Annotated in this window: 27 protein-coding genes and 1 other annotated feature; of the genes, 9 read left to right on the forward strand and 18 right to left on the reverse strand. The window is 47.2% G+C overall.

Annotation, left to right across the window (positions count from 1 at the left end; all coding sequences use genetic code 11):
- Positions 1-3: 3 nt before the first annotated feature.
- The 3 genes from ytpR to ABIC15_RS02605 are packed head-to-tail and all read right to left on the reverse strand — an operon-like array spanning position 4 to position 1,826.
- Positions 4-612: a YtpR family tRNA-binding protein gene (gene ytpR, locus ABIC15_RS02595; protein ID WP_012371120.1), complete on the reverse strand. Its 609-nt coding sequence runs from the start codon at positions 610-612 to the stop codon at positions 4-6.
- A 53-nt stretch (positions 613-665) separates the two neighbouring features.
- Complete coding sequence (locus tag ABIC15_RS02600; protein WP_012371121.1) at positions 666-1,463, reverse strand: DUF1444 domain-containing protein; 798 nt, start codon at positions 1,461-1,463, stop codon at positions 666-668.
- 54 nt (positions 1,464-1,517) lie between these two features.
- Positions 1,518-1,826 (reverse strand): thioredoxin family protein, encoded by a 309-nt coding sequence (locus tag ABIC15_RS02605; RefSeq protein WP_012371122.1) that lies wholly within the window; start codon positions 1,824-1,826, stop codon positions 1,518-1,520.
- A gap of 124 nt (positions 1,827-1,950) precedes the next feature.
- On the opposite strand from ABIC15_RS02605, the gene ABIC15_RS02610 reads away from it, so the two are divergent.
- Positions 1,951-2,241 carry a hypothetical protein gene (locus ABIC15_RS02610; RefSeq protein ID WP_214767116.1) on the forward strand — a complete coding sequence of 97 codons (291 nt, stop codon included), beginning with the start codon at positions 1,951-1,953 and terminating at the stop codon, positions 2,239-2,241.
- A gap of 103 nt (positions 2,242-2,344) precedes the next feature.
- Here ABIC15_RS02610 and ABIC15_RS02615 read toward each other — a convergent pair whose 3' ends face one another.
- Positions 2,345-3,358 (reverse strand): PTS sugar transporter subunit IIC, encoded by a 1,014-nt coding sequence (locus ABIC15_RS02615; RefSeq protein WP_290827398.1) that lies wholly within the window; start codon positions 3,356-3,358, stop codon positions 2,345-2,347.
- Between the two features lie 135 nt (positions 3,359-3,493).
- Entirely contained in the window at positions 3,494-4,564 is a 1,071-nt protein-coding gene (locus ABIC15_RS02620; protein ID WP_012371125.1) for a M42 family metallopeptidase, read from the reverse strand.
- 120 nt (positions 4,565-4,684) lie between these two features.
- Between ABIC15_RS02620 and ABIC15_RS02625 the strand changes: the two genes are divergently transcribed.
- Both ABIC15_RS02625 and ABIC15_RS02630 read left to right on the forward strand, forming a co-directional pair.
- On the forward strand, positions 4,685-4,987 hold the full coding sequence (locus ABIC15_RS02625) for a PepSY domain-containing protein (RefSeq protein WP_012371126.1): 303 nt from the start codon (positions 4,685-4,687) through the stop codon (positions 4,985-4,987).
- A gap of 60 nt (positions 4,988-5,047) precedes the next feature.
- Positions 5,048-5,404 carry a DUF1304 domain-containing protein gene (locus ABIC15_RS02630; protein ID WP_012371127.1) on the forward strand — a complete coding sequence of 119 codons (357 nt, stop codon included), beginning with the start codon at positions 5,048-5,050 and terminating at the stop codon, positions 5,402-5,404.
- A gap of 74 nt (positions 5,405-5,478) precedes the next feature.
- Here ABIC15_RS02630 and ABIC15_RS02635 read toward each other — a convergent pair whose 3' ends face one another.
- Positions 5,479-5,994, reverse strand: a complete 516-nt coding sequence (locus ABIC15_RS02635; RefSeq protein ID WP_012371128.1) for a hypothetical protein — start codon at positions 5,992-5,994, stop codon at positions 5,479-5,481.
- Positions 5,995-6,109: 115 nt separating this feature from the next.
- Positions 6,110-6,751 (reverse strand): tRNA (guanosine(46)-N7)-methyltransferase TrmB, encoded by a 642-nt coding sequence (trmB, locus tag ABIC15_RS02640; protein ID WP_012371129.1) that lies wholly within the window; start codon positions 6,749-6,751, stop codon positions 6,110-6,112.
- Between the two features lie 173 nt (positions 6,752-6,924).
- Here trmB and ABIC15_RS15285 point away from each other — a divergent pair, with 173 nt between their 5' ends.
- From ABIC15_RS15285 to budA, 3 genes are all read left to right on the forward strand, one after another.
- Positions 6,925-7,026, forward strand: a complete 102-nt coding sequence (locus tag ABIC15_RS15285) for a cytochrome bd oxidase small subunit CydS (RefSeq protein WP_413230418.1) — start codon at positions 6,925-6,927, stop codon at positions 7,024-7,026.
- A 163-nt stretch (positions 7,027-7,189) separates the two neighbouring features.
- The gene (alsS, locus tag ABIC15_RS02645; protein WP_012371130.1) at positions 7,190-8,884 is read left to right on the forward strand and encodes an acetolactate synthase AlsS; all 1,695 of its coding nucleotides are present in this window, start codon (positions 7,190-7,192) and stop codon (positions 8,882-8,884) included.
- A gap of 16 nt (positions 8,885-8,900) precedes the next feature.
- Positions 8,901-9,614 (forward strand): acetolactate decarboxylase, encoded by a 714-nt coding sequence (budA, locus tag ABIC15_RS02650; protein ID WP_012371131.1) that lies wholly within the window; start codon positions 8,901-8,903, stop codon positions 9,612-9,614.
- Positions 9,615-9,697: 83 nt separating this feature from the next.
- On the opposite strand, the gene ABIC15_RS02655 is transcribed toward budA, so the two are convergent.
- The 6 genes from ABIC15_RS02655 to pepV all read right to left on the reverse strand — a co-directional run bounded on the left by ABIC15_RS02655 (position 9,698) and on the right by pepV (position 16,784).
- A complete protein-coding gene (locus ABIC15_RS02655; RefSeq protein ID WP_012371132.1) occupies positions 9,698-10,501 on the reverse strand; it encodes a phosphotransferase family protein in 804 nt (267 codons plus the stop codon).
- Positions 10,502-10,552: 51 nt separating this feature from the next.
- Positions 10,553-12,697 (reverse strand): type I pullulanase, encoded by a 2,145-nt coding sequence (pulA, locus tag ABIC15_RS02660; RefSeq protein WP_354019671.1) that lies wholly within the window; start codon positions 12,695-12,697, stop codon positions 10,553-10,555.
- Between the two features lie 54 nt (positions 12,698-12,751).
- Positions 12,752-13,618 carry a hypothetical protein gene (locus ABIC15_RS02665; RefSeq protein ID WP_214767108.1) on the reverse strand — a complete coding sequence of 289 codons (867 nt, stop codon included), beginning with the start codon at positions 13,616-13,618 and terminating at the stop codon, positions 12,752-12,754.
- Positions 13,593-14,144: an RNA 2',3'-cyclic phosphodiesterase gene (gene thpR, locus ABIC15_RS02670; RefSeq protein WP_012371135.1), complete on the reverse strand. Its 552-nt coding sequence runs from the start codon at positions 14,142-14,144 to the stop codon at positions 13,593-13,595. The genes ABIC15_RS02665 and thpR overlap by 26 nt, the downstream gene beginning before the upstream one ends.
- A 5-nt stretch (positions 14,145-14,149) precedes the next feature.
- Positions 14,150-15,295: an MFS transporter gene (locus ABIC15_RS02675; RefSeq protein WP_012371136.1), complete on the reverse strand. Its 1,146-nt coding sequence runs from the start codon at positions 15,293-15,295 to the stop codon at positions 14,150-14,152.
- 91 nt (positions 15,296-15,386) lie between these two features.
- Positions 15,387-16,784 carry a dipeptidase PepV gene (gene pepV, locus ABIC15_RS02680; RefSeq protein WP_354019672.1) on the reverse strand — a complete coding sequence of 466 codons (1,398 nt, stop codon included), beginning with the start codon at positions 16,782-16,784 and terminating at the stop codon, positions 15,387-15,389.
- Between the two features lie 306 nt (positions 16,785-17,090).
- On the opposite strand from pepV, the gene ABIC15_RS02685 reads away from it, so the two are divergent.
- Together ABIC15_RS02685 and ABIC15_RS02690 are read left to right on the forward strand one after the other, a co-directional pair.
- On the forward strand, positions 17,091-17,309 hold the full coding sequence (locus tag ABIC15_RS02685) for a DeoR family transcriptional regulator (RefSeq protein WP_012371138.1): 219 nt from the start codon (positions 17,091-17,093) through the stop codon (positions 17,307-17,309).
- Positions 17,310-17,418: 109 nt separating this feature from the next.
- Positions 17,419-18,051, forward strand: a complete 633-nt coding sequence (locus ABIC15_RS02690; RefSeq protein WP_318927793.1) for an SDR family oxidoreductase — start codon at positions 17,419-17,421, stop codon at positions 18,049-18,051.
- 40 nt (positions 18,052-18,091) lie between these two features.
- On the opposite strand, the gene ABIC15_RS02695 is transcribed toward ABIC15_RS02690, so the two are convergent.
- Together ABIC15_RS02695 and ABIC15_RS02700 are read right to left on the reverse strand one after the other, a co-directional pair.
- The gene (locus ABIC15_RS02695) at positions 18,092-18,811 is read right to left on the reverse strand and encodes a pseudouridine synthase (protein WP_012371140.1); all 720 of its coding nucleotides are present in this window, start codon (positions 18,809-18,811) and stop codon (positions 18,092-18,094) included.
- Positions 18,798-20,462: a putative polysaccharide biosynthesis protein gene (locus ABIC15_RS02700; RefSeq protein WP_354019673.1), complete on the reverse strand. Its 1,665-nt coding sequence runs from the start codon at positions 20,460-20,462 to the stop codon at positions 18,798-18,800. The genes ABIC15_RS02695 and ABIC15_RS02700 overlap by 14 nt, the downstream gene beginning before the upstream one ends.
- A gap of 184 nt (positions 20,463-20,646) precedes the next feature.
- On the opposite strand from ABIC15_RS02700, the gene ABIC15_RS02705 reads away from it, so the two are divergent.
- Complete coding sequence (locus ABIC15_RS02705) at positions 20,647-21,906, forward strand: BaiN/RdsA family NAD(P)/FAD-dependent oxidoreductase (protein WP_214767095.1); 1,260 nt, start codon at positions 20,647-20,649, stop codon at positions 21,904-21,906.
- A gap of 32 nt (positions 21,907-21,938) precedes the next feature.
- On the opposite strand, the gene ABIC15_RS02710 is transcribed toward ABIC15_RS02705, so the two are convergent.
- The 3 genes from ABIC15_RS02710 to ABIC15_RS02720 form a co-directional block, all read right to left on the reverse strand.
- Positions 21,939-22,919, reverse strand: a complete 981-nt coding sequence (locus tag ABIC15_RS02710; protein WP_012371143.1) for a hypothetical protein — start codon at positions 22,917-22,919, stop codon at positions 21,939-21,941.
- 129 nt (positions 22,920-23,048) lie between these two features.
- The gene (gene leuS, locus ABIC15_RS02715; protein ID WP_012371144.1) at positions 23,049-25,454 is read right to left on the reverse strand and encodes a leucine--tRNA ligase; all 2,406 of its coding nucleotides are present in this window, start codon (positions 25,452-25,454) and stop codon (positions 23,049-23,051) included.
- Positions 25,455-25,501: 47 nt separating this feature from the next.
- Positions 25,502-25,724 (reverse strand) — a binding site (T-box leader).
- Between the two features lie 39 nt (positions 25,725-25,763).
- Positions 25,764-26,408, reverse strand: coding sequence for an HAD family hydrolase (locus tag ABIC15_RS02720; RefSeq protein WP_012371145.1), 645 nt, complete (start codon positions 26,406-26,408; stop codon positions 25,764-25,766).
- Between the last annotated feature and the right edge of the window lie 50 nt (positions 26,409-26,458).

Consider the following 26,458-nt stretch of genomic DNA (forward strand, 5'->3'; position numbering starts at 1 on the left):
GAATTATCGACCGATTAAAAATGCTTCTCCCGTTTTTGCCGTATCCTCGAGAACAAGAATTCCTTTTTCCTGCGGTGCATCCGGCAATGCGAGTTCCCGTGCAGAACAAAGCATTCCACTAGAAGCCACTCCACGTAAAGCGGACGGACGAATGATTAATCCGGACGGCATGACTGCGCCGGGTTTAGCGACGACTACTTTTTGTCCGGCAGCAACGTTTGGTGCTCCACAGACGATTTGCAATGTCTGATCATCCACCTCTACTTGACAGACCGACAACTTGTCCGCATCTGGATGTTTTTCAGCAGATGATACGAATCCGACGACGAATTTAGGTGAATAATCAATTTCACGTGGTTCGAAATCGACGCCGTTTTCTCCTAATACGCGTTGAATCGTTTCAACAATTTCCGGTGTCAAGTCGACCGGTCCTACAGCATTTAATTCAAACTGGTTTGATGCTTCGAAGATGTTATAGCCAATTACGTCTTCGCCATGGAAAATCGTTGCTACATCGCCTTTTCTTTCGGCAGTGATTTCAGCGCGGGGTGCATCTGCTAAGATGACCATCAAGACGTCTCCGACACCTTCTTTATTATAAAAAACATTCATGCAATCCATGACTCCCTTCAAACTTTCTCACAATGCCTATTGTAGCAGATTATTCAGCTTTTCGGATGCTTGTTTTTTGCAAGGACGAAGACAGGTTCGAGTCTGCCTTCTTCGTACATGAAAGGAAGTGCCGTTACCGGAACCCGTCCGTTCGTGAAGAAGTCAAACATCAATTGTTGCAGAACATCGTATCCCGCGTCGTTTCGAATGTCAGCAAAGATCAGCACGTCCTGATGCGGAATTCCGACAGCAAACTCTCCTGTCATTTTTTCAGCGTAATCGCTCAATAATTGTTTGTTTAAGACACGACTCGCTTCGTAGCCGTCACCCGTACTCAAGAAATAAAAGATATTCCCGGCCACTTCATCCATCTTAAACGGCGCTTCGAGTGATTTTAAATTAAACCGCGCTGCCTCTGACAAATGTTCGGTCGTCCATCCTGCTTGATTCAACAATTCTTCGTCAATCAACCGGTACGTAGCCCCTAAATCAAGCGCGTACATGATTTTCGTTTCACCGGTATGTGGTGTACTGATGATTTTTTTGCCATCTTTCGTCTCATCGGCAAAAGATTTTGCCCGAATGACAGGGAAGACCCGTTGTTCATGACCAATCAGCGAAACCGGTTCCGTCTGCTCCAAAACGGCTTTAATGTATTCGATCGTCTCTTCGACCGCTATGACACCGCGACGCTTTGCTTTCGCTACAAGCGGATTCAATCCCAGATCGACTCCTGTCCGATCCTGTTTGCGTTCGATGCGGAGAACCGATTTTTCCCGATCGAAATACGTTGTATATTGAGTGGTATCAAATGCCTCCGTAACGAGGCGGCGAATTTGTTGTAGTTCCATGAATCCATTTCATCCTTTCCTATTAAAAAAAGCGAGTCAGCGCTCGCTTTTGTTTCAGACTGTTTCTAAAAATGCGGTCACCTGTTCAGGTGTTTTTCGTTCTTTCCCGACATAACGACCCGTTTCTTCATTTTCACGATACGCAACAAAGCTCGGAATTCCGAAGATGTCCATTTCCTGGGCAATTTCAATGTGCTGATCGCGGTCGACGTAATAAAAATTAAATTCACTGAACGTCTGTTCCATTTCCGGCATGAAGGGATCTAAAAACCGGCAATCCGGGCACCAATCCGCTGAAAAGAGGAAAATCGATTTTTCTTTTTTCGCTTGATCAAATTGTTCTTTCGATTCTAATTTTTTCATCTGTTACACTCCTTCAATACTTGCTTTTTCATTGGCTCCATCATAGCATATTCGAATGTTTCTGTGCGTTTTCGTGCTCTGTTTGCTATACTGCAACTAGAAAATGTCCTGAAAGGAAATTATTATGACTGATCAACCTGTTAAGCATCCTTTTGAACGATTTGTTGGTTTTGTCGGCATGACAAGCTGTCTCCGGTACGGCTATTCGTTTATCGATTCCGAACGTAGCCTGCCTCAAATCCTGATCCTTCTTGTAGTCGGATTTGCCATCATCATGTTGCTCGAAGCAATCGGGAAACGGCTCGCCAGAAAATTGCCGATCGTTCGGATGCGGTATTTGATTCCGCTCTATCTTTTATACTTGTATGTCTTTTTCACCAGTTTTTACTCCAGTGCGTTCGGCTTTTCACTGTGAACATGAAGGGACTGACTTTTGAGTCAGTCTCTACAAAAAAGCAAGGGTGGCAGAATGATAATCTGCCACCCTTGCTTATCTACTCATCGAAAAAATTTGTTCATCAATACTCGATTTTCAGATCCCCGTCTTTAATCCGTCCCATGCGACGGAGGATACGGTAAATCAAATAACTGATCAGTGCTGGTGCCAGGAAACACAATACGAAAACCGCTAAGTAGTACTCGCCTTCGAATCCCATCGTCTTTAGCAACATCAGCGGACCGACCAGTCCGCTCGTCCCCATCCCCGACCCTTCAGGATTACTTTCGAGTGTGAGTAAGACAGTCGCAAATGGAGCGAGCAATGCGCCCGCCAGTGTCGGCGGAACAATCGTCCATGGATTTCGAATGATGTTCCCCACCTGCAACATCGACGTGCCGATTCCTTGGGCAATGAAACCCCCAATCCCGTTATCGCGATAACTGATGACACCGAAACCGATCATTTGTGCGGCACAGCCGATCGTTGCAGCACCGGCTGCCAGTCCATCCAGACCTAACATGATTCCGAGAGCTGCACTCGAGATGGGAGCCGTCAAAGCGAGACCCATGACGGTCGCTACAAAAATCCCCATGACTAAAGGTTCTCTTTCTGTTCCCCACCGGATGATTTCCCCTAAATCGGTCATCAGCGTTCCAATCCAAGCTCCGACATATTTTCCACTCACAAAACCGATGAGCAAGGTGATGAATGGCGTCAAAATGATATCGAGTCGCGTCGTTTTTGAGATCAGTTTTCCGATTTCGGTCGCAATGACGGCTGCCACGTAACTTCCGGCAGGACCTCCCGCTTCGTAACCAAAGGCACCGACCGCAACGGCTGAAAACAAGACAAGCGGCGGAGCTTCGAGCGCAAAGGCAACCGCTACTCCGATTGCCGGCCCTGTCAGTGCGATAGCCTGCTGCCCGACCGTGACGAGTATTTCCGCATCGATTCCTTTTGTGATTAACCCTTCACCAATCGTCTTTAAAATTAGTCCCATAATCAAAGAACTGAATAATCCTAATGCCATATAACTGAGTACCGTAATAAAATATACTTTCGGACTGAGTAAAATTCCTTTTCTTTTTAACAAGCTGCCACTTCCTTCTGTTTAAAATCAGATTCATTATAACAAACTCTAAAAAAAGGTCATACATTTGTTTTTCATCTGACAAGACAGTTGAAACCAAAAAAAAGAGGATCGCAACGATCCCCTCTTCTATCACGTTCATTTAATTTGTAACGTCGCAAGTGTCGTCGCATCCAGTTGCGTGACCAGTTTCTTCAGTAATTCTTTTGCCGCATCATAGTCATCCGTGTGCATAATTGAAGCATGTGTATGGATATAACGTGCCGGAAGACCGACGACCGTCGTTGGAATTCCGTTGTTCGAACGATGGATGACGCCTCCGTCCGTTCCACCTGCTCCGACGTAATATTGATACGGAATATTGTTCGATTCCGCTGTATCGAGCACATAATCCGTCATTTCTTTCGATAAAATCATGACGCTGTCTTTAATACGTAACAACGGTCCTTGACCAAGCTGACCGAATTCCGTTTTATCTCCTGAAGCATCGTTGGCCGGTGAGGCGTCGACGACAAAAGCAACATCCGGATCAATCAGATTGGTGGCCGTTTGTGCACCGCGCAAGCCGACTTCTTCTTGAACCGTTGCACCTGAGAATAAGACGTTCGGATGATCCGCTGCTGTCGTTTCTTCCAACAACTCAATTGCCATCCCGACGCCGTAGCGGTTGTCCCATGCTTTGGCCATGATTTTTTTCGGGTTCGCCATCGGTGTGAACGGGAAAAACGGGACAGCCGGAATACCCGGACGAATACCAAAGGATTCCGCTTCTTCTTTTGAGTCTGCCCCGACATCGATGAACATATCTTTGATCGCCATCGGTTTATTCCGGACTTCATCCGTCAGCAAATGTGGTGGTGTTGACGCAATGACACCGGGAATGATCCCGTTATCGCCGCAAATCGAAAAACGTTGTGCAAGCAGAACCTGACTCCACCAGCCACCGAGCGGTTGAATCCGGAGCATCCCGTTTTTCGTAATCTGTGTGACCATGAAAGCTACTTCATCCATATGACCGGCAACCATAACTTTCGGACCATCCGCCTGACCCGTGCGTTTTCCGAAAATTGAACCAAGACCGTCCATGACGATTTCATCCGTCACCGGTGTAATCCGTTCTTTCACAAAGCGTCTGACATCATGTTCAAACCCGGGTGCACCGTTCAATTCTGTCAATGTTCGAAACAAGTCTCTTGTTTTTTCATTCATATGTATCCCCTCCTGTTCATTCATTATACAAAATTTTGCTTCAATCACTTAACCTTTTGTTTCTCACTGGACGGATTATTTGGTACAGTAGGAATAGAACCTGTAAGGAGGGGAATTTTAATGAAAAAACGCTATTGGATTATCGGTCTTGCAGCAGCGGTCGTTGCCGCTTTCGCAGTCAAGAAGGCTGTCGACAACAAACAACTCTCTGCCGAGGAAGCGCTCGAAATCACGAAACGCACATTTTCAGCAAAAGGACGTGTCCAAGGTGCATGGATCTCTGCAACACCAGAGGCGTACGCATACGAGTCACGTGACTACCAAAGCTACAAAGGTGGCATCTCGGTCCTTGAAGGTGACGATGAAAAAACGTATCAATTCACAGTTGATGCGGAAACAGGTGCTTTACTCGAATACGCATAATAGACGGACCATACTTCGATCGACGAAGTATGGTTTTTTTTCAGAAAGGAGACACTCGACATGTCTTTACTCGCTACTCTCTTCGTTTTAATAGTCGCTGTGGAACATTTTTATATTCTGGCACTTGAAATGTTTTTCCTGTCATCAAAATCTGCCCGGCGTACATTCGGTCTGACCGAAGAAGCCGTCTCCAATCCGCAGATCCGGACACTGTTTGCCAACCAAGGTCTTTATAACGGTTTTCTTGCCGCTGGTCTGATTTTCGGGCTGATCCTTGATTCCTCAGCGGTCCAATTGTATTTCCTCGGTTGTGTCATCGTCGCCGCTCTGTATGGTGCAGCTACTGCCAACACCTCAATTCTTTTCAAACAAGGGCTTCCGGCCATCATTGCTTTTTTACTCGTCTTATTCGTCTGAATTCATCAAAAAAAATCCCTTGTCGCACCCGGTAATTCGGGTAGAAAAGGGATTTTCATTTAATTCATAAAAGATTAACGCGGGTTATCATTACGTTCGTAGATCGGGTTCATGTATTCACTTGTTGAATACAGACGCGGTACAACAACGTATAGCATGATAGCTGGTACTGCAATGATTAATAACATCAGTAACATCGGCAACCAGTAAACCACCTTTTGGTGCAGGTTATCCGAGTTGCTGTCGATGTATTCTTTGACGCCTTTTACTTTAGCCGCATCTGCGCTTGTAAGTAATTTACCGCTGTCTGCGTTGTAGAAATGAATTTCACGTTTGATCGTGATGAAGATTCCATCACGAACTGTCTCGATTACCGCGATTCCACCGATAATATTTTCACCTTTTTCACCAGTGAATGTTTTTGGATCTTCAATTTCTACAGAACCTTTTTTATAGTCGTAATGTGTACTCTTCAAATCCTCGTCAAGTGCTTTTTGCATAGATGACGTATCAATCGCAGCGAATACCGATTGTCCGATACTCAATGCGAGAAAGAGTGCCGTTACGAAGGCTAAGCTTTTTTGCCACATCCCCAATTTCCCCCTTTACCTGTAAATACAGTTCTTCAGTCAACAACATTGTACCAATTAATAAGAAAAAAGTGTGAAAGAAATGCTAGGAAAATAAGAAAACTTTTTGTCTAAATTATTTTGTATACGTTGCTTCCATCCGATAAATCGGTTGACCCATTGCTGAAAATCGTTCTTCGTATTCCGTTCTGACGTTATTTTCCGGCTCGTTGGCATGTAAATCAAGTGACATCCAATCAAATGTCATCCCGTAAGCAGACATCGTCATCAGACTTGATTCAAATAATTTCCGGTTATCCGTCTTGAAATGAATCTGCCCTTTTTCCGGTAAAATATCTTCATAGGTTGCCAAAAACGTTTTGTACGTCAAGCGGCGTTTCGCATGCCGTGATTTCGGCCACGGATCGGAGAAGTTCAAATAAACACGGGCCACCTCTCCTTTTTCAAAGAAGTCACGCAAGTCTTTGGCATCGACCGTCAAGACACGGACGTTAGCAAGCGGTTCTTCCACCATCTTTTGAACGATGGCGACTGCAACACTCTCAAACAGTTCGATTGCGACGAAGTTGACCTCCGGATACTGTTTTGCCATCCCTGTGATGAAGGCGCCTTTACCTGATCCGACTTCGATGTAAATCGGATTCTCATTCTTAAATTCATTCGACCAGTTTCCTTTTAGAGTCGACGGGTCTGCTATATAAATGGAGGATTGCTCTTTCATATAATCCAGTGCCCATGGTTTGTGACGTAAACGCATACTGCTCATCCTTTCGATTCTTAAATTATCCGCAGATAAGTTTATCATGATTCGGGTAAATATATAAGATGTTCTTCATTCTCCCAAAAGAATGTTCAGCAGATCGTCACTTGAGAATAAGTGAGCAATCTACTACACTTACAGTACGATGATTCCTAAAGGAGGTTTTAATGTTGGAAGACTTCTTGATTGCGTGGGGTTCTCCGATCGTTCTCGTCATGGGTGTAACGGCTCTTTTCGTCTGGGCGACGTTCGGAAAAGTGAATGCGGAATAAACAGTTAGCGGTAGACATCTTGTGTTGATCACAAGGTGTCTTTTTTAGTTTCTGAAGGATTCACCTTGGTTTCTCATTGAAACAGATGTATACTTTTCACGAAACAGTTTTTATATTACAGCTATCGAACAACCAAAACTACTGGTAGAAAAGGAGAATTGTAATGAAAGAAAAACAAAACAGTGATTCAAATGACTTAGTACAGAAGAAAACAGGAGCCGATTTGGTCGTCGATACCCTCATCGAACAGGGTGTCGACTATATCTTCGGGATTCCTGGAGCGAAAATTGACTCTGTCTTTAATGTTCTGCAGGACCGGGGACCGGAACTGATCGTCGCACGTCATGAACAGAATGCCGCGTTCATGGCACAAGCAATCGGCCGCTTGACGGACAAACCCGGCGTGGTACTTGTCACGTCAGGACCCGGTGCTTCCAATCTCGCGACCGGTCTTGTCACGGCCAACTCGGAAGGTGACCCTGTCGTCGCGATTGCCGGTGCCGTCACACGAGCCGATCGGTTGAAACGGACCCACCAATCGATGGATAACCAGGCACTGTTCAAACCGATTACCAACTTCAGCGCTGAAGTTCAAGATGCCGACAATATCCCTGAAGTCTTATCCAATGCTTTCCGGACAGCGGAAACGACGTCCGGTGCCGCTTTTGTCAGCATTCCGCAGGATGTCGGATTAAATGAAGCGAACGTCACTTCGTTCAAAGCGGTCGAAGCACCTAAACTCGGAATCGCTCCAGAAGAATGGATTGATGAGACGGCTACCCTGATTGAACAAGCGAAGTTACCGGTTTTGTTACTCGGTATGCGCTCGAGTCAACCGCGTGTCGTTCAGGCCATCCGTGCTTTGCTCGAACGCGTGTCGATCCCGGTCGTTCAGACATTCCAGGCCGCCGGTACGTTGTCACGCGAGCTTGAATCTAATTTTTACGGACGGGTCGGTCTTTTCCGTAACCAACCGGGAGACGCCTTGCTTGCTGAAGCCGATCTCGTCTTATCGATCGGATACGATCCAATCGGATATGATCCGAAATTCTGGAATCAACCGTCTCACGAGCGGACATTGATTCATCTTGATCAGATGCGGGCCGAAATCGATCACTTCTATCGTCCGGACCGGGAACTCGTCGGTGATGTTGCAGCAACCATCAATGCGTTATCAGAACGTTTGCATGCATTGACACTTCCGGCAAGCTCAACTGAATTTTTACACGGTCTTCAACAACGTCTAGAAGAACGGGACATCCCGCCAATCGTGAAGGACTCACCACTGACTCATCCGCTTTACTTCATGAAAACATTACGCGAACAAATCGCGGACGACGTCACGGTCACAGTAGATGTCGGATCGCATTACATCTGGATGGCACGTCACTTCCGGTCGTACGAGCCTCGTCATCTCTTGTTCAGCAACGGCATGCAGACACTTGGTGTCGCATTACCTTGGGCAATCGCCGCGACGCTCGTCCGTCCGGGTAAAAAAGCGGTCTCGATTTCCGGCGACGGTGGATTCCTCTTTTCCGCCATGGAACTGGAAACGGCAGTCCGCCTGAATGCTCCGCTCGTCCATTTCGTATGGCGAGACAGCGGGTTTGATATGGTAGCATTCCAGCAGGAAATGAAATACAAACGGAAATCCGGTACCTCGTTCGGAGAAGTCGATTTAGTAAAATACGCTGAAAGCTTCGGTGCAAAAGGACTTCGCGTCAATCATCCGTCTGAACTCATCTCGGTCATGGAAGAAGCATGGCAAACAGAGGGACCTGTCATCGTGGATGTTCCGATCGACTACAGCGATAACATTACACTCGGTAAAGAGGTACACTTGGATCAATTGAACTGATAAGGAGATGAAAGCGATGCAGCATGATGATACATTACTTCAGATTTCGACAATGATGGCCTTACTCGACGGTGTATTCGAAAGTGAAACACGCTATGAATCGATTCTTCCCGGTTATGATTTCGGAATCGGTACATTCGATCATCTCGACGGGGAAATGATTGGTTTTGACGGTTCCTTTTATCAACTGCGGTCGGACGGCAGCGCCCGTCCGCTCGACCTCAAAACGACAACTCCGTTCTGTTCTCTTACGCGATTCGTTCCCGAACAGTCGTTGTCCGTGAAGCAAACGATGTCTAAAGCTGATTTTGAACACTGGCTAAGTGAACAGCTTGGTACGATCAACAGCTTTTACGCCGTCCGGATTGAAGGACGATTTTCCGAGGTCAAGACACGAACTGTCGCTCGGCAGGAAAAACCATTCCGTCCAATCACTGAAGCCGTCGCGACACAAAGCGCCCGGACATTCGAACACATCGACGGTACGTTAGCCGGTTATTTCACACCCCGGTTTGGTCATGGAATCGCAGTCGCCGGCTACCATCTTCATTTCATCGATCAGGAACGAAGCGGTGGTGGACATGTCTTCGACTATACGGTACAAGACGTAACCGTTACATTCGAGGAAAAACCAAAGTTGGACTTACGTTTGCCGACGACAGCAGCGTACCGGACAGCTGATCTTGAAAGTCATGATATCGAAAAAGAAATCCAAATTGCTGAAGGCTAAAAAAACGTGCGGACACAGAATCACTTGTGTCCGCACGTTTTTCTTTAGTGTTTTAAAATTCTTGTCTTGAACAGATCGCCGCTTTAATCTTCCTGTTCCATTTCCAGCAATTGCGCTAAAAAAAGATAACTCTCTGTTGCATCAGGATGCATGGTATCTTCATACCAGTAAATCGAGAGTACTGCTTGCGCCACGACGTACCAGTACATGCGTTGTTTCAAATCTTTCGTCAACGGATGTCCGTAATGCGCAAACCATTCTGGCCAGCACTCTTCATCGACATAACTGTATAACATCATCCCCAGATCATACGCACGATCTGCGATAATCGCATCATCCCAATCATTAAGATACAGATGTCCGTCTGTTCCGACCAACCAGTTATTATGATTTAAATCCGAATGGCAGACGACTTGCTCGTCTGTCCGGACGTAAGGTAACCGCTCGGACAAATAGTCGATGGCCTGTTCAATCAATTCCGGTTGTGCCAGTTCAGCAGGTTGAAAATATAAACGACACTGCCGCAAGAGTTCATCCGGTTCGATCGGACGCTGATCCAATTGTTGTAACATGAACAACAGTTCCTTCGAATCATGAATCTTTCCGAGCAACCTTGCGACTTCCGGCCGTTCCATCATTTCCGGTTCCAACTCTTGACCTTCGATGAATTGCTGGGCGCTGATGACATCTCCGCTGTAAATCCGCTTTGTCCAAAGCAGCTTCGGCACGATACCATCCGCTGATAAAATCGCCAAAAATGGCGAGGAGTTTCGTTTTAAAAAGAGTTTTGACTGCCCCGTTGAGGCAATGTATGCTTCTCCCGTAATTCCGCCTGCTGGCGTAAGGGTCCAGCCTTCGCCAAGCGCATCTAAAATATCTAATTCCATTATAATCCGCTCAACTTTTTAGTAGATTTGCCTTAAGGCACAATGATTATCTTAACATGTGGCGATCGTTGTTGACAACGGAAGGACCGTGATCTGCGAAACACCCTTCTCAATCGGTGTGATAGATGCTTCGTTTCCATAAACATGCACATTCCATCTAGGATGATCCAGCGCGATATCAATCTTCTCAGACGTCACATTATGCACGACAAGCGTCCGTTGCCAGGCATCGTAGGAATGAACAGCCCCTACTTCATATGCGATGACTCCAGGTTGCATCGGCAAAAAATGCATCAGTTCCTGCACTTGGTTAGCTCGGTGCAACCGGAATCCACCGTGCATCCGACGGATTTGCAAGATGTTTTTTAAATACTCGACCATCTGTGCCTGGCGGTCCCGTAACGTCCAGTCCACCCGATTAATCGCATCAGGTGCATTATAGCTGTTCTCGACGCCTTGTTTCGTTCGGCCGAACTCTTGTCCGGCATGAAGAAACGGGATGCCGGCTGATAAAAATATAATCGTTTGGGCCAGTCGGCTCATCTGTAACCGTGTCGTTTCATCGAGGTCCGGCCGGGCGAGTGTCAACTTGTCGTACAAGGTGTGATTGTCATGTGCTTCCACATAATTGATCGAAGACGTCGGCTCAGGGAAACGCCCCGTCGTCTGACCATTCAACGTGATACTGCCGGCCATTCCGTTGCGTACTTCCCCTTCCCACCAACCGTTGCCCGATACAAAACCACAATCTGTTTCATTGAACGTCGAGCCTTTTAAAGCATCCCGGAAAACATCATTAAAATGACCGATTCGCGGCATTTGTGAAGCGACTGAACTGATTGCCTTTTGACGTTGCGGTAATGGTGTCGCCAAGTCCCATCCTTCGCCGTACACAAGAATGGTCGGATCAATATGATCTAATGCTGACCGGACATGATTCATCGTCTCAACATCATGAATGCCCATCAAATCGAAACGAAAGGCGTCCACATGAAAAATGTCTGCAAAATAGGTCAGGCAGTCCACAATCATCCGTCGCATCATGAACCGTTCCGATGCGGTGTCATTCCCGACTCCAGTTCCATTGGCAAGTGTTCCGTCCATTTCATAGCGGAAATAGTAGCCCGGCACCAGGTATTCGAGCGCTGACCGTTCCCGGATGTAGACATGATTCATGACTACGTCAAACGTCACTCGAATTCCCGCTGCATGAAGCCGTTCAATCATCCCGACATACTCAAGAATCCGGACCTTTGGATCGATTGGATCGCTGGCATAACAGCCTGTCAGTGAAAACCACTGAACAGGATCGTATCCCCAATTGTAAGGAAGGCGGCTCACTTCTTCCGTCGTCGTAAACAAATGAACCGGTAACAGTTGGAGATGGGTCACACCGAGGTCCAGTAAATAATCGATGCCTGTCGAGCGTCCTTCCGGTGATACGGTCCCTGTTTCCGTCATACCGAGGTATTGTCCGGGATAATGAGAACCGGAAGACGGATCAATCGTGAAATCCCGAATATGTGCTTCATAAAGGATGGCATCTGTCGGTTTGATTAACAACGGCCGTTTTTGCCGGTGAGGAAACTGTCGGTTGATTTCTTGCTCGACATCAAGCAGAACCGCGAATTGTCCATTTACGCTGACAGCCTTGGCATAAGGATCAACAACTTCCTCTGTTCCTTGATACGTCGTGACCTGGTAACGGTACAGGCTGTTCTCCCATGAACGGGGAACCACTAACCGATACGCGCCGCGTTCTTGCCGTTCAAAGTCCCGGCTGTCCCTTTCGACACCGTCTTGATCGTAGCGGATACATTCCAACCGTTCAGCCAGCGGGGACCAGACGTATAAGGAAATCATGTCGGTTTCATAGACCGCACCCAAAGGTCCTTCATAACTGTATTTGCGATCAAATCCTGCCGTCTGTACAATCCGATTTGGCAGCACGCGGACTCGTTCCTGATCGGGTAAGATGATTTCATAACAGCGTTCCAATTCAACCGCCCGGTCGAGCAGCAGTGTCAGTTTGATTGTTCCGTCCATATCTTCCCGATTTTCGATGGAGTAGTCCATCGGCTCACCATCACAGACGAGCGAAAACTCACCTTGTCCAAACGGTGTTTCGGTTTCCATTAAGATGGTTTGAAATGTCACGAACTCAACTGAATACAATCTGACTTGTTGCGTTTCCAATTCATTATTTATCATCTGTTTACGCGACAAGCAAACATCTTGCCGCTTCCCTCCCTATTTTTGAATCCGCCCGTTTTCCTGACTGTTCAGTGCCATTTGGAATGTCACCGAAACGGTCTCTTTTAAAATCTGTTCGCATACGCGCATCTGAAAAGCTTTTGTATGCACAGCCGACAGATTCATTTTCCGCAACCACTCTGTAAAATCAATCTTACTGACGTAAGTCGTCGTTGTCTCTTTTGGCATTTGATCGAAATAGCCTTGTGACGCTATGACGACACGCTCGATTGGCAATATGAATTCGGAACCTAAAATCAATCGCAGGATATCCTCTGTCCGTTTTAAACTGATTAACGGATTAACGATGTTTTTCGGCGAGGCTTTGAATGGTTGTTCGCGCCACAGTTTACTGCGTTTGATGTGATAGATGCTCTCTTCGCCGTCTAACCAATCCAGTATATAGATGGCAGAAGGCCCTACGACAAACGGACTGAGTTCCACTTCTCCTTGCTGGTACTGAATGACGGCACGGTAAAACATACCGAATTGATCATTCAAGAGATGCAGCATCTGATAAAAATCCAGGTGTCGTCTTAAAGGAAGCCGCCAGATGTCATCCTCCGTCGCTCCGCCCGCGACATAAATTAACTTTTGAACTTCCACTCGCTTTTTGTACCATTTATCAAAAGCAGACTTCGAGATTTGTTTTCCCGGCACCTGAAACATTTCCGGTTTCTTAAAAGGCTGCCACCATTTTTTCGGCCGGATGATCGTCTCACCCGGGAACAATTCACCCGTCTCCCATTTTTTCAAGACGTTCGCATAATCAACAAGCTGCTGATCTTTAAAACGTTTTGAAGTTTCGAGCGGATTTCTTTCGTAACGGCTTTCTAAATCATAAAGTTTCATCAATAATGCCAATCATATCACCTCGTTCATTCTTCCCAAATTGAAATCGTGTATCTGCCTGATACCGCGGTTGATTGTCCGGGCAAATCTGATACAGAACGATTTCTTTGACATGTAAGCTGGCGGCAGGTGTTTGTTCGGGTGGGTGGAGCGACACTTCTTGATTCCACTTCTTCGCAAGGGTAATGTGTGGAACAAACGGTTTAGCCGGATTCGGATCAATCTGCCGGGCAAGCTGAAACAGTTTTTCCTCATATGCCGGTCCGGCAGCAAAGACACGGGGTCGTTCTGCTAATCCAAATCGTTCAAGGTGATCTAATTTTAAAGTAAAGGCGGAAGTCATTTGCGTAATCTCCGTCAGCTGACGCCGCCAGTTTCTCAACTCGTCATTGGTTAGTGAGCCTAAAAAACGCAGTGTCAGATGATATTCGTTCGGTTCATATACCGTTTTGTAATAACGCTCAAGTTTCAGGGAAGACGCGAATCGCGCCAACGTCTCGTCAGCAACCGGAATGGCGATGAAAAAGTGTTTTTGCATACGGATCACTCCTTGATTTTTGAGCTGATCAGATACAAACAAGCACCTAACAGGCTACTACCTGTATATACCCAAAATACCGCGTAGATGGTCCATTGATCCAAAACAATCCCGCTCATTAAATTGAATAATGCCGTCGCAAGACCGGTCGTCGTCGCCATATACGTACTGACTGCCGTCGCCACTGTTGAAGGCGGTACCAGCGAACGGACATAATCAAGAGCGACAGGAATCAACAGACCGATGATGAATCCTTGTAATGCCGCCAAAATCCAAAGTGTAAAAATTGGCGGCTCAAGCGCCAAGATTCCGGTCCGCAACGCGGATAAGACGGAAATAAACACCAAGACAGGAATCGGCCCAAACCGCATCATGACTCGTGTCGCAATACGCATGAATGGAATTTCGCATAACACCGCAACAAAAAACAGCGTTCCGACGAGTGCCGTCGACTCTCCACGAATCGTCACGTAACTGCCGAAGTAATAATTGTTGGCAAAAATCGGTCCAAACACTAAACTGCCGCCTGCTAAAAACAGTAAAAAACGTTTATTCGAAAACAAGGCCTTCAATGGAATGTGTTCACGTTCGACCGTCGAAACAGGGGTTTCTTCAATTCCAATCAACACCAGAAATCCGAGAACGAGTGCTGTTCCACTCGCATAAAAAATTGCACCGAGCGAGCCCTGTTCCGTCACCTGTCCGAGAATAAAGACAGCGAGCGCAAAACCGGCGGAGCCAAATAAGCGTAACGCCCCGTAGTCGACTGATTTTCTTTTGGAGAATTCAATCGCCAATGTATCGACGAGCGGAATATGTGCGCACTGGAACAACGCCCAGAGTGAAGAAATCAATAACAGAAATAAGTAAATAGAAGTCAGTAAATAACTGATGGTTAAGAGACCTGCCGTGAGTAAGGCCACCAACAGTAAACGTTTCGGTCGCCCGAACCGGTCGGCGGCCATTCCCCAAATCGGCTGTAAGACAATCGATAATACGGGACCTACTGCAACAATCGTTCCGATTTCCGATGCTGATAATTGAAACGCATCATTGGAAAAATACAGTGCCAAATAGGGAATAAGTGCACCTTGCCCAAAGAAGATGAAAAAATACAGGGCTTGAAAATGATATTTTTGACGATGGATCACAACTGACTCTCCTTCAAGAATCAATCCCCCTATCACAATGGATTCGGGGGATTCATTTCCTTATAAATTGGTTTTTCAGATGAACAGATGTTTATTTCGCCAATTCGTAAATCGCTTCTGCATAGATGGCGACGGCTAATAACAACTCTTCAAAATCAACATACTCATCCACTTGGTGCGCGACTTCCGGTCCGCCCGGGAAAACAGGTCCAAATGCAACACCAGCTGTCAATGAACGGGCGTAGGTTCCGCCACCGATCGCAATCAAGTCGGCCTTTTGATTTGTTTGCCGTTCATAGACCGCACTGAGTGTCCGGATTAGTTCATGGTTCGGATCGACATGATGCGGCGGCATATGTGTGCGTGTTTGAAGTTCGAACCCGTATGCGATGGCTGCTTCTTTAATCAACTGTAAGCGTTCTGTGAAATCAGCACTATAAGGATAACGGATATTAAGCGAAGCCGTTCCTTGCCCCTGTTCGTAACGGAAAACACCTCCGTTGATCGTCAAGTCGCCCGTTTCATCGGATGCAGCCACACCAAGCGCCACACCACGTGAATCACGGAACATATGCACGACCATCTCAAGATAACGGCGGCCATTGTAATCAAGATGAAGGGTATGCAGGAAACGTGCCAAATGAAGGGCTGCGTTTTTCCCGTTATCCGGTTCCATCGCATGCGCCGCGACGCCGATGACATCAAAGACAAGTCCTTCAGCCGTCTCCTTGACTGTCCCTGTCACACCTTGTTTCTCCAGATACTGATGGAAATCTTCTTCGATTGTTCCCCGTTCAGCGACATGAACCGTAGCCGTCGCGTGACCCGGTACCATATTCGGACGCTCTCCGCCTTCGAAACGAACGAGTTGATAGCCTGTATCTGCTGCTTTTACGGGTTTACCTTGAACGAGTAATCCGTCATACAATCCTTTTTCAGCGTTAATGATAGGGAAATCAGCATCCGGTGCAAATCCAAGCGTCGGCATTTCTTCATGCTTGAAGTAATGATTCACACAGCGCCATTCGCTTTCTTCATCCCCACCGGCAATCAAACGAATCCGTTTTGAAAGCGGAAGTCCCAACTCTTTGACGATCTTCAAGGCATAATACGCCGCCATCGTGGGTCCCTTATCATCGATTGCACCCCGCGCAATCAATTTCCCGTCGGCTAATGTCGGATTGAACGGGCCGTATGTCCAATTGTCACCGCCTGCTGGTACGACGTCCAGGTGGCAGAGGATTCCGAGTAATTCATCTCCTTGACCATACTCGAGGTGACCGGCATATCCGTCGACGTTCTTCGTAATAAATCCATCCCGTTCCCCCAGCGCAAGCATCCAATCGAGTGCCCGTTTGACTTCCGTCCCGAACGGAGCACCTTCTTGAATCGTCGTTTCATCGAGAATACTCGGTATGCTTAATAGTTCCTTTAAATCAACTAAGAGATCTTCACGTCGTGCCATGACTTCTTCTTTCCAATTGACCATTTGACTTCTCTCCCTTGTCCGCTAATTCGTTCACCTTTAAGTATAGCGAAAATTTGACAATTACGAACATCCAAAATACCAAATCTTTTGTTATTACGTTTTTAACGAACATTAAAATGAATAAAAGACGTTTCATTCGCTATTAAATATTGAAAGTTTATGTGTTTTTTGAAAACGTTCGGTTAAATTACTTGCATTCTATATTAAAAGAGTTATACTAAAGGCGAAACAACTTAATTCATCATCGTCTTTTGTCACCCGAAGCTTTAGAACACTATTCTATCCATTGGGGGAGTGGTTATACCAATGAAAGATTCTACAGACCGTATGTTGACCCGGATTAAATCGATTTATCTCTATATCAATGAGAACGGAGCTACTACGACAGCAGACTTGGTTGAAGAGTTCGGCATTACTTCAAGAACCGTCCAGCGTGACTTGAACGTGCTCGAATACAACAACCTCATTGTAAGCCCAAGACGCGGTACTTGGACATCAAGTAAAAAACAACGACAAGCCGGCTGATTAAGATGTTTCACCAAACTATTTTCTGTAACGACGCGAATCCTTCGCGTCTTTTTTTGTTATTTTTTTTTCAGGCAGGGTATATCTAGTTTGAGAAGGAGATGATGAGATGAATATTTTAATCATTGGAGCAAACGGAACAACCGGGCGAAAAATGGTTGAACTGATCGGAAAACAAGGTCAGCATCAAGCTATCGCCGTCGTACGGGAAGAAAATCAAATCAATGACTTAATCGCCCTTGGCGCATCCGAGGTCCGTCTTGGTGATTTAACGAAAGATGTGACAGATGTCGTCAAAGATGCGGATCTCGTTATTTTTGCAGCCGGTGCCGGCGGAGCTTCGGAAGAGTTGACGCGCGCCGTCGACCAGGATGGAGCCATTAAAGTCATCGATGCGGCCAAAGCAAGCGGGATTGAGCGTTTCTTGATGCTCAGTTCAATCGGTGCCGATCATCCGCAAGGTGATTTAAAAGTTTATCTGGAATCAAAAGGTGCGGCCGACCGTCATTTAAAAGATAGCGGTCTCGATTATACGATTGTCCGTCCGGGTCCACTCAGTTATGATGAACCGAGCGGTACGATCGAGACAAAAGAACACTTTGATTCGTATGAAGGACGCGAAGTCTCACGTGATGATATCGCGGCCCTCTTCGTAACCTTGATTGATCACCCGACTCAAACACGTCAGTTCGAAGTATTAAGCGGTCCCTTCCCGATTGCAGAAGCGTTGCGTAATCAATAATTCAAAAAGGGCGCCCTTCTATAAGAAGAGCGTCCTTTTTTCATTCCGGTTTCCAGTCAAACAAGGCTAATTCGCCACGTGTGAGTTCCCGGTATTCTCCTGCTTCAAGTGTCGGATCAAGCGGCAATTGTCCGATTGACAACCGTTTCAGATACGTCACTTCTTTTCCGAGAGCAAGCATCATCCGTTTGACCTGATGGAACTTCCCTTCGGTAATCGTCAGCTCGAGTGTTGATGTTTCGTCCGTTGCTTCCAAGATGATCAGCTTGCCCGGCTTTGTTTTATAGCCGTCCTCAAGTGTGACCCCTTCTGCAACTTCCTCCACGTCCTCTTCTGTCAGCGTACCGATGACTTCCGCATAATAGACTTTCTCGACGTGTTTTTTCGGTGACATCAATGCATGATTAAATGATCCGTCATTCGTCAGCAAGAGCAACCCTTCCGTATCCTTGTCGAGTCGTCCGACCGGGAACGGTTTGAAGTACGTCACGTCGTCAAACAGTAAATCAATCACGGTTTGATCCCGCTTATCTTCTGTCGCACTGATTACGCCGGGCGGTTTGTTCATCATTAAATAAATGAATTTTTGATACGTGACCGGTTCGCCGTATAATAACACTTGTTGATTTTCTGTATCGACGTGCTGTTTCGGGTCGTAGACGATTTCGCCATCGACTTGAATCGCACCCGATTTGAGTAATTGTTTTACTTCTTTTCGGGATCCTGCTCCCATGTTTGAGAGTAATTTATCTAGACGCATTTCCTCGTCCTCGTTTCATTGAAAATTTTCGTCCAAGTACGGCTTCCGCAAGACCGCTCCAAATGGCAAGACCTGCAAAGACGACAATCCCGATTCCGGCTCCGACGATTAAGATGATGAGTGAACCGATCGTCGTAGCGGGAAGCAGAGCTGCTAATCCCCATTTGACGAGCGCGACGCTCGCACCCATGATGGCACTGATGATCATAATCAGTGACGTCCGGCGCAAGACTGTGCTGAACGGGAACTGAACCGTTTGTGTAATCCGGAAGAACATCAATCCGATTGCGACGACGTATCCAAGGATGGTTGCATATCCGGCCCCTGTTCCGTCTCCGGTCCAGTGAATCAACGGTGCGTTCAACAGATACTTCGTCAGCAATCCTGCCAGTGTCGCAATAATCGTGAAATACTGCCGGTTGATTCCTTGCAGTACTGCCGCTGTCACGGAATACAATGCGAGGAATAACGCACTTGGTGCATAACTTAATAAATAGACCCATGCCGCCTGATCTCTCGGGAATAAGACATGGAATGTCTCTTCACTCAGTAAAATCATACCGACGACCGCTGGGATCGTTACGAAAAAGGCCAGCTGGTAAATTTGCGAAATTTGTTTCCGGACTTTCCGCATATCCCCTTGTGTAAACGAGGCCGTCAAAAGTGGTGTCGCGGATAAGGATAATCCTGTCGCGACCGAAACCGGAATCAAGACAATTTTATGACTATCTGCAATCAGATAGGCTGTTGCGTTTCCGGCGGCTTCAAGCGTGTATCCGATGCTTTGTAAAGCCGCATTCATCGTGTTTTGATCAATGACCTGATAAAGCGGTGTCGACAGACCGACCATGACGATCGGAATCGCATACGTCAACAGTTCTTTATACAACCCTGATAACGGGCGATCCGGCGATATCGTCGTCTGACCGTCGCGTAACGCTTTTAAGCCGGGAGCACGTTTCCGGAAATAATAAACGAGCACAGCGACACTGCCGATTGCCCCGATGAAGGCACTGAATGTCGCAATCGTTGCTGCCCAGGCTGCATCGGTATCAAACAGATAAATCGCGATGCTGACGCCGGCCAGTAAAAAGATGATCCGGACAATCTGCTCCAAGATTTGTGAAATCGCAGTCGGCCCCATCGATTGATACCCTTGGAAATACCCGCGCGTCATACTCATCGCCGGAATCAGAATCAAGGCGAAACTGACTCCGCGAATCGTCATCGTGACGGCATCGACGTAAGAGGCCGAGTCGACATCTCCTCCGGGAATTGCCCGGTGAGCCAGATACGGAGCCAGTAAGAATAAGGCCAGAAAGGAAACGACACCGGTGATGGACATGATTTTTAAGCCAGATCGATATAAACGCTCGCTCGTGTCATATTCCCCCATCGCATTGTACTTCGCGACAAACTTCGAGACGGCGACCGGGATACCGGCTGTTGCGAGACCAATCATGATGGCATAATAATTATAGGCATACGTGTAAAACATGATTCCCGTCGCTCCGACCATGAACTGAAACGGAAACAGATAAATCAGACCAAGGGCACGGGAGATGAGTGATGCACCGGACAACAACATCGTTCCACGAACGAATCCGGTATTACTGGATGAAGTTTCTTGCTTTTTGCTCACAGTCGACATGGATAACCTTCCTCGCACTTTCTATTTTTTCTTGACTCGATAAACGTCTCAATATACAAGTTCTCTCTTGCACAATTGCAAATCATTATACCGCTCAGCTTCCATAAAAGAAAGAGACGGTTTGTTTACAGTACAAACTTCTGCTAAAGTGAAACAAGCAGAATCCAACAAATGAGGTGACCACATGTATGATGTAATCGTAATCGGAGGCGGACCAAGCGGCTTAATGGCAACGCTCGCCTCGTTACAAGCAGGCGCAAAGACGCTTTTGCTCGATAAAGGAAGTAAACTCGGACGAAAATTGGCAATTTCAGGCGGCGGTCGATGCAACGTCACGAACCGCAAACCATTGGAAGAATTGGTTCAATCGATTCCCGGAAACGGCCGTTTTCTCTACAGTGCCTTTTCTCAGTTCAATAATGAATCCATCATTGAACTGTTCGAGGGCTTTGGTGTCGCTCTGAAGGAAGAGGATAATGGACGGATGTTCCCGGTTTCCGATAAAGCAGCTGACGTCGTCCGGGTATTGATTGATCAAATCCGCCAGCACGGCGCTGAAATTCAAATCAATGCGGAAGTTGCAACACTTGACTTCCATCCGGACGGTTCGTTCGCAGCCGTCCTGCTTGCGGACGGATCCCGCCTCGAAGCGAAGAGTTGTGTCGTCGCTGTCGGTGGACAATCGGTTCCCCATACCGGTTCAACCGGCGACGGTTATCCTTGGGCACGTAAAGCCGGTCATACGATCACGGAACTTTTCCCGACCGAAGTGCCGATTTTACTGAACGATACGTTCATCCAAGAAAAGACACTTCAGGGTCTTTCGTTACGTGACGTCGCGCTGACGGTTCACGGTAAAAAAGATAAACCGATCAAGACGCACACCGGCGATCTGTTATTTACCCATTTCGGTCTGAGTGGTCCGATTGCTTTACGGTGCAGTCAGTACACGATCAAAGAAAGAAAACGGTCCGGTGAGCGTGTTGTCCATCTTTCGATCGACTTGTTCCCGGAAGAATCGATTGGTGCCCTGACGGAACGGTTCCAAGCTGCCCTTGCCGCTAACCCGAAAAAAACGGTCCGCAATGCGTTAAAAGGATTTGTTCCGGAACGATTGCTCGATCTGTTATTTGCCCGGATCGGTTTTGGAGATGAAGTCTGTACGCAAATTAAAAAACAGGACTTCACTCAATTGCTGGCGACGCTCAAACGCTTCCCGCTTCAAGCAGTCGGAACACTCGACTTTGATAAAGCGTTCGTCACCGGCGGCGGTGTTTCGATCAAGGAAATCCAACCAAAAACGATGATGTCGAAAAAAGCAGACGGTCTCTTTTTCGCCGGCGAAATCCTCGACATCCACGGCTATACAGGCGGTTATAATATCACAGCCGCTTTCGTGACCGGACATTGCGCCGGCACGAATGCTGCACTGACCGCGTTATGACAAAAAGGCTAGTTCCACACGGAGCTAGCCTTTTAGTCGATTGGTGTAAACGAACGGCTCGAGAATTTATCTGTTTGGATCAAAGCAAACAACTCATTGTCCTGAACAAATATGCCTTCTGCCCCGTAGACTTTCGGGCTTGCCGACTCCCCTGTAATCGTCACATCTTTCGTGTCAATCGAATACAGGAATAATGCTTCCGAATCCAACGTGTAAATCCGCCCTTGCCGTTCAGCAAGACCAATCGGACGGAAATTTTCCGTGAAGGCTTTTTTCGCATCACTGCGCATGCCGCCGGCCGTGTCAATCCGCTTTCGCTCTACAATCGTCAAATACGGCGGTTTTCGTTTTTTCTTTAAAGCGCGTTTTTCCTTTGCGGTCGCATCTTTATCGATTTTTATTTCATCTTGTTTCGTCGTGAAATACGTCAGTTCACTTCGCGCTAACGAACGAATGTGATTGATCGTGTAGAATTGTTTTTTCTTGGCATCGTAACCGAGTCCGTGGAAACTGTCGCGGATCGTCGTACCTGCCACCCGTTCCCGTTTGTCTTCTTTCCAGACGCCTTCTTCCCGTTTAACGGTCACGAGAATTTGATTGGACGTCAATAAGGCGACGGTCTCGCCGTCAACGAGCGTCATACCGTCAAGTCCCGATAACATCAATTTGCCTTCATCCTCGATTTGGAATGACGCATTGATTCGTTCGCCGGTCCCGCTGATTTCGAAAAAGTGATAATCTTCCGTTACGACAAGATAGGAACCGATCGAATCATCGTACAACATCTGTTGGACGTTTTTGATCAATGGTTCTTCCGGATTCGGAATGGAAGACGGTGTTTTCGTCGGTACTTGTTTAACTGCTGCTTGGTGTTTCGATTGTGTCTCAATTTTGGCAAACGTCTCTTTGATTTGTGCGACGGTCTCAGGTCTCGAAAAGACGAGCGACACACAAAGGATCAGACCGGAGACGACGGCAAAAATCGTTGTATAGACTATATAAGTTCGTTTCATTTACACAAATCGCCTTTCTGTCTCGGTTTCTGATTCAGTTTAGCAGAAGGCGCCCTAAAAAAAAAGCGGACTTGCGACGGAGGTAAACGAAAACCCCTCAATCTGACGAATCAGATGAGGGGTTTTACCTTAGTTCGCTACGATATTGATCAGTTTTTTCGGAACGACGATGACTTTCCGAACCGTTTTATCGCCAATCCACTCTTGTGTTTTTTCATCGGCAAACGCAAGGGCTTCAATTTCTTCTTTTGTTGCCTCCATGCTGATGACGAGCTTCGAACGGACTTTACCGTTGACTTGAATGACGAATTCCATTGTATCGCTGACGAGTTTCGTTTCGTCAAATGTCGGCCATGCCGCATATGTCAATGTATCCTCAAAACCAAGCTGTTCCCATAACTCTTCCCCAAGGTGCGGTGCGACCGGGGTCAGCAATTGAATGAATCCTCGAAGGAAGTGACGCGGTAAGACCGGTTGTTTATTGGCCTCGTTGACGAAGACCATCAACTGCGAAATCCCGGTGTTGAACTGAATGTTCGTGAAGTCTTCCGTTACCTTTTTAACCGTCTGATGGTAGACACGTTCAAAGTCTGCATCGACTGTCGTCACGTCCTGAATGTCCGCTGTCCGTTCGAACAGACGCCAGACGCGGTCAAGGAAACGACGTGCCCCGTCAAGACCGTTCTCCGACCACGACACCGAAGCATCAAGCGGTCCCATGAACATTTCGTACAAGCGGAGTGTATCTGCACCGTGCGATTTGACGATTTCATCCGGATTGATGACGTTTCCGCGTGATTTCGACATTTTTTCATTGTTTTCTCCAAGAATCATCCCTTGGTTATACAACTTTTGGAATGGTTCTTTCGTCGGTACGACACCGATATCATACAAGACTTTATGCCAGAAGCGGGCATACAGTAAATGAAGCACGGCATGCTCGGCTCCTCCGATATAAATATCGACCGGAAGCCAGTATTTTAGTTTTTCCGGATCGGCAATCGCCTCTTCATTATGCGGATCAATGAAGCGGAGGTAGTACCAGCAGCTGCCGCCCCATTGTGGCATCGTATTCGTCTCGCGGCGTCCTTTAAGTCCCGTGACCGGATCCGTGTAATCGAGCCAGTCTTCTGCAAGGGCGAGTGGTGATTCACCTGTGCCGGACGGCTTGATTTCCGGAATCATCGGCAATTCAAGCGGAAGTTCCGATTTATCGAGTGTCTTCATCGTTCCGTCTTCCATGTGGACGACCGGAATCGGTTCACCCCAGTAGCGCTGACGGCTGAATAACCAGTCACGCAATCGGAACGTGATTTTTTTGCGTCCGACTTGATTCGTCTCCAGTTCAGCGATGATCGTTTCAATCGCCTCCTGTTTTGACAATCCGTCGAGCATTTGTGAATTGACGTGTTCGCCTTCACCCGTATACGCTACTTCGTCAACGTTACCGCCTTTGACGACTTCGATGATCGGAAGGTCAAACTGTTTCGCAAATTCATGATCACGCTCATCGTGTGCCGGAACGGCCATGATCGCGCCTGTTCCGTATGTCGCGAGGACATAATCGGCGATCCAGATTGGCAGACGTTCGCCTGAAATCGGGTTGACGGCAAAAGCTCCCGTGAAGACGCCTGTTTTTTCTTTCGCAAGATCCGTCCGTTCCAAATCTGACTTCGTCTGGACAGAAGCGATGTATGCTTTAACCGCTTCTTCGTGATCCTCTGTTGTGATATCCGTGACAAATGGATGCTCCGGTGCCAGAACGAGATACGTTGCGCCGAAGACGGTATCCGGACGTGTCGTGAAGACCGTTACTTGTTTTTTATGACCGTCGATCGTAAAGTCGATTTCCGCACCTTCCGATTTTCCGATCCAGTTCCGTTGCATTTCCTTGACGGATTCCGGCCAGTCGAGTTCATCCAAATCTTCGAGCAAACGGTCCGCGTACTCGGTAATTTTTAAAACCCACTGCCGCATCGGGACGCGGACAACCGGATGATTACCACGCTCGGACAGCCCGTCGATGACTTCCTCGTTCGCAAGCACCGTTCCAAGAGCCGGGCACCAGTTAACGGCGACTTCGTCAACGAAAGCGAGTCCCTGTTCATACAATTTCGTAAAAATCCACTGTGTCCATTTGTAATATTTCGGATCCGTCGTATTGATTTCACGATCCCAGTCGTACGAGAATCCCAAGTCTTTTAACTGACGTTTAAAGGTTTCGATGTTTTGGGCAGTGAACTCCCGCGGGTCATTTCCTGTATCAAGCGCATACTGCTCCGCCGGAAGTCCAAACGCATCCCATCCCATCGGGTGAAGGACGTTGTATCCTTGCATCCGTTTCATCCGGGCCAGGATATCGGTTGCCGTGTATCCTTCCGGGTGACCGACATGAAGTCCTGCTCCCGATGGATAAGGAAACATGTCTAACGCATAAAAGCCTTCTTTTTCCGGATCTTCTGTTGTGACGAACGCATTGTCCTGTTCCCAACGCGCTTGCCATTTCGGTTCGATTTCACGATGATTGTACGGCATCTTTATTCCTCCTCTGAATATACAAAAAACCGGTCTCCGCCCCTAGGAATAGGGACGAAAGACCGGTTTGTCTCCCGCGGTACCACCCACGTTGTCTGCTGAAGCAGACCACTTGATTCACAGATAACGGTGTGAAGGACCGGAGTTCGCTACTTGGTTTCACGAATCATGCTCCCTGACGAGTTCACGGACGATTCCGACTGGTTTGCACCGACCACCAGCTCTCTAAAACGGAATGACTCCCTTACTACTTCAGTTCGTCGCAATGGACTATCTATGTGTAAGTGTAAGCCGAACCTTCCCTTACCGTCAACGGTTGCGTAAAATTTCTCCAATCGCGGCGTGCGATGATACGGCATGATCCGCATGATGCAAGACTTGTGCCGGCATCCGATCGTCGAGCAGGGCAATGACTTCCATGCCCGCTTTTTTGGCACCAATCATCCCGTTTGCGGCGTCTTCAATGACGATACAGGCCTCGGGTGACTGATTGATCCGCTCTGCCGCCAGACGAAAAATCGCCGGATCCGGTTTGGAACGCGGGACTTCAAATCCGCTCGTATAAGCATCGACCGTCAATTCATAATGCGTAATGACACGTTTAATTTTTTCAAGTGAACTCGAGGACGCAATCGCAATCCGGTATCCTTCCGTCCGGGCCAGTTCCATCAGTTCTTTTACGCCGTCCTTCAAACCGCAGGTCTCCGGCTTCGCATGCTGTTGGAATAATTCGTGTTCGAGTGCCAGCAATGCTTCCGTCGAGTGCGGTAACGCGTGTTGTGTGATCAGTTCCTCCCACATCTCATCCCCGGTTTTCCCCATGAATGTCGCATACTGCGTCAAATCCAGCGGAATTGATAACGTGTTGAACATCTGTTGATGGACTTTAAAATATTGAATTTCACTATCGAGGATGACCCCATCCATATCAAAAATCAAACCTGTTTTTTTCATGATTTCCCCTCCTGTTATCAGCCTACCAAAAAACCTGATCATCTGCAGAT

The sequence above is a fragment of the Exiguobacterium sp. PvP048 genome, from assembly GCF_040549175.1.
Lineage (GTDB): Bacteria > Bacillota > Bacilli > Exiguobacteriales > Exiguobacteriaceae > Exiguobacterium_A > Exiguobacterium_A artemiae.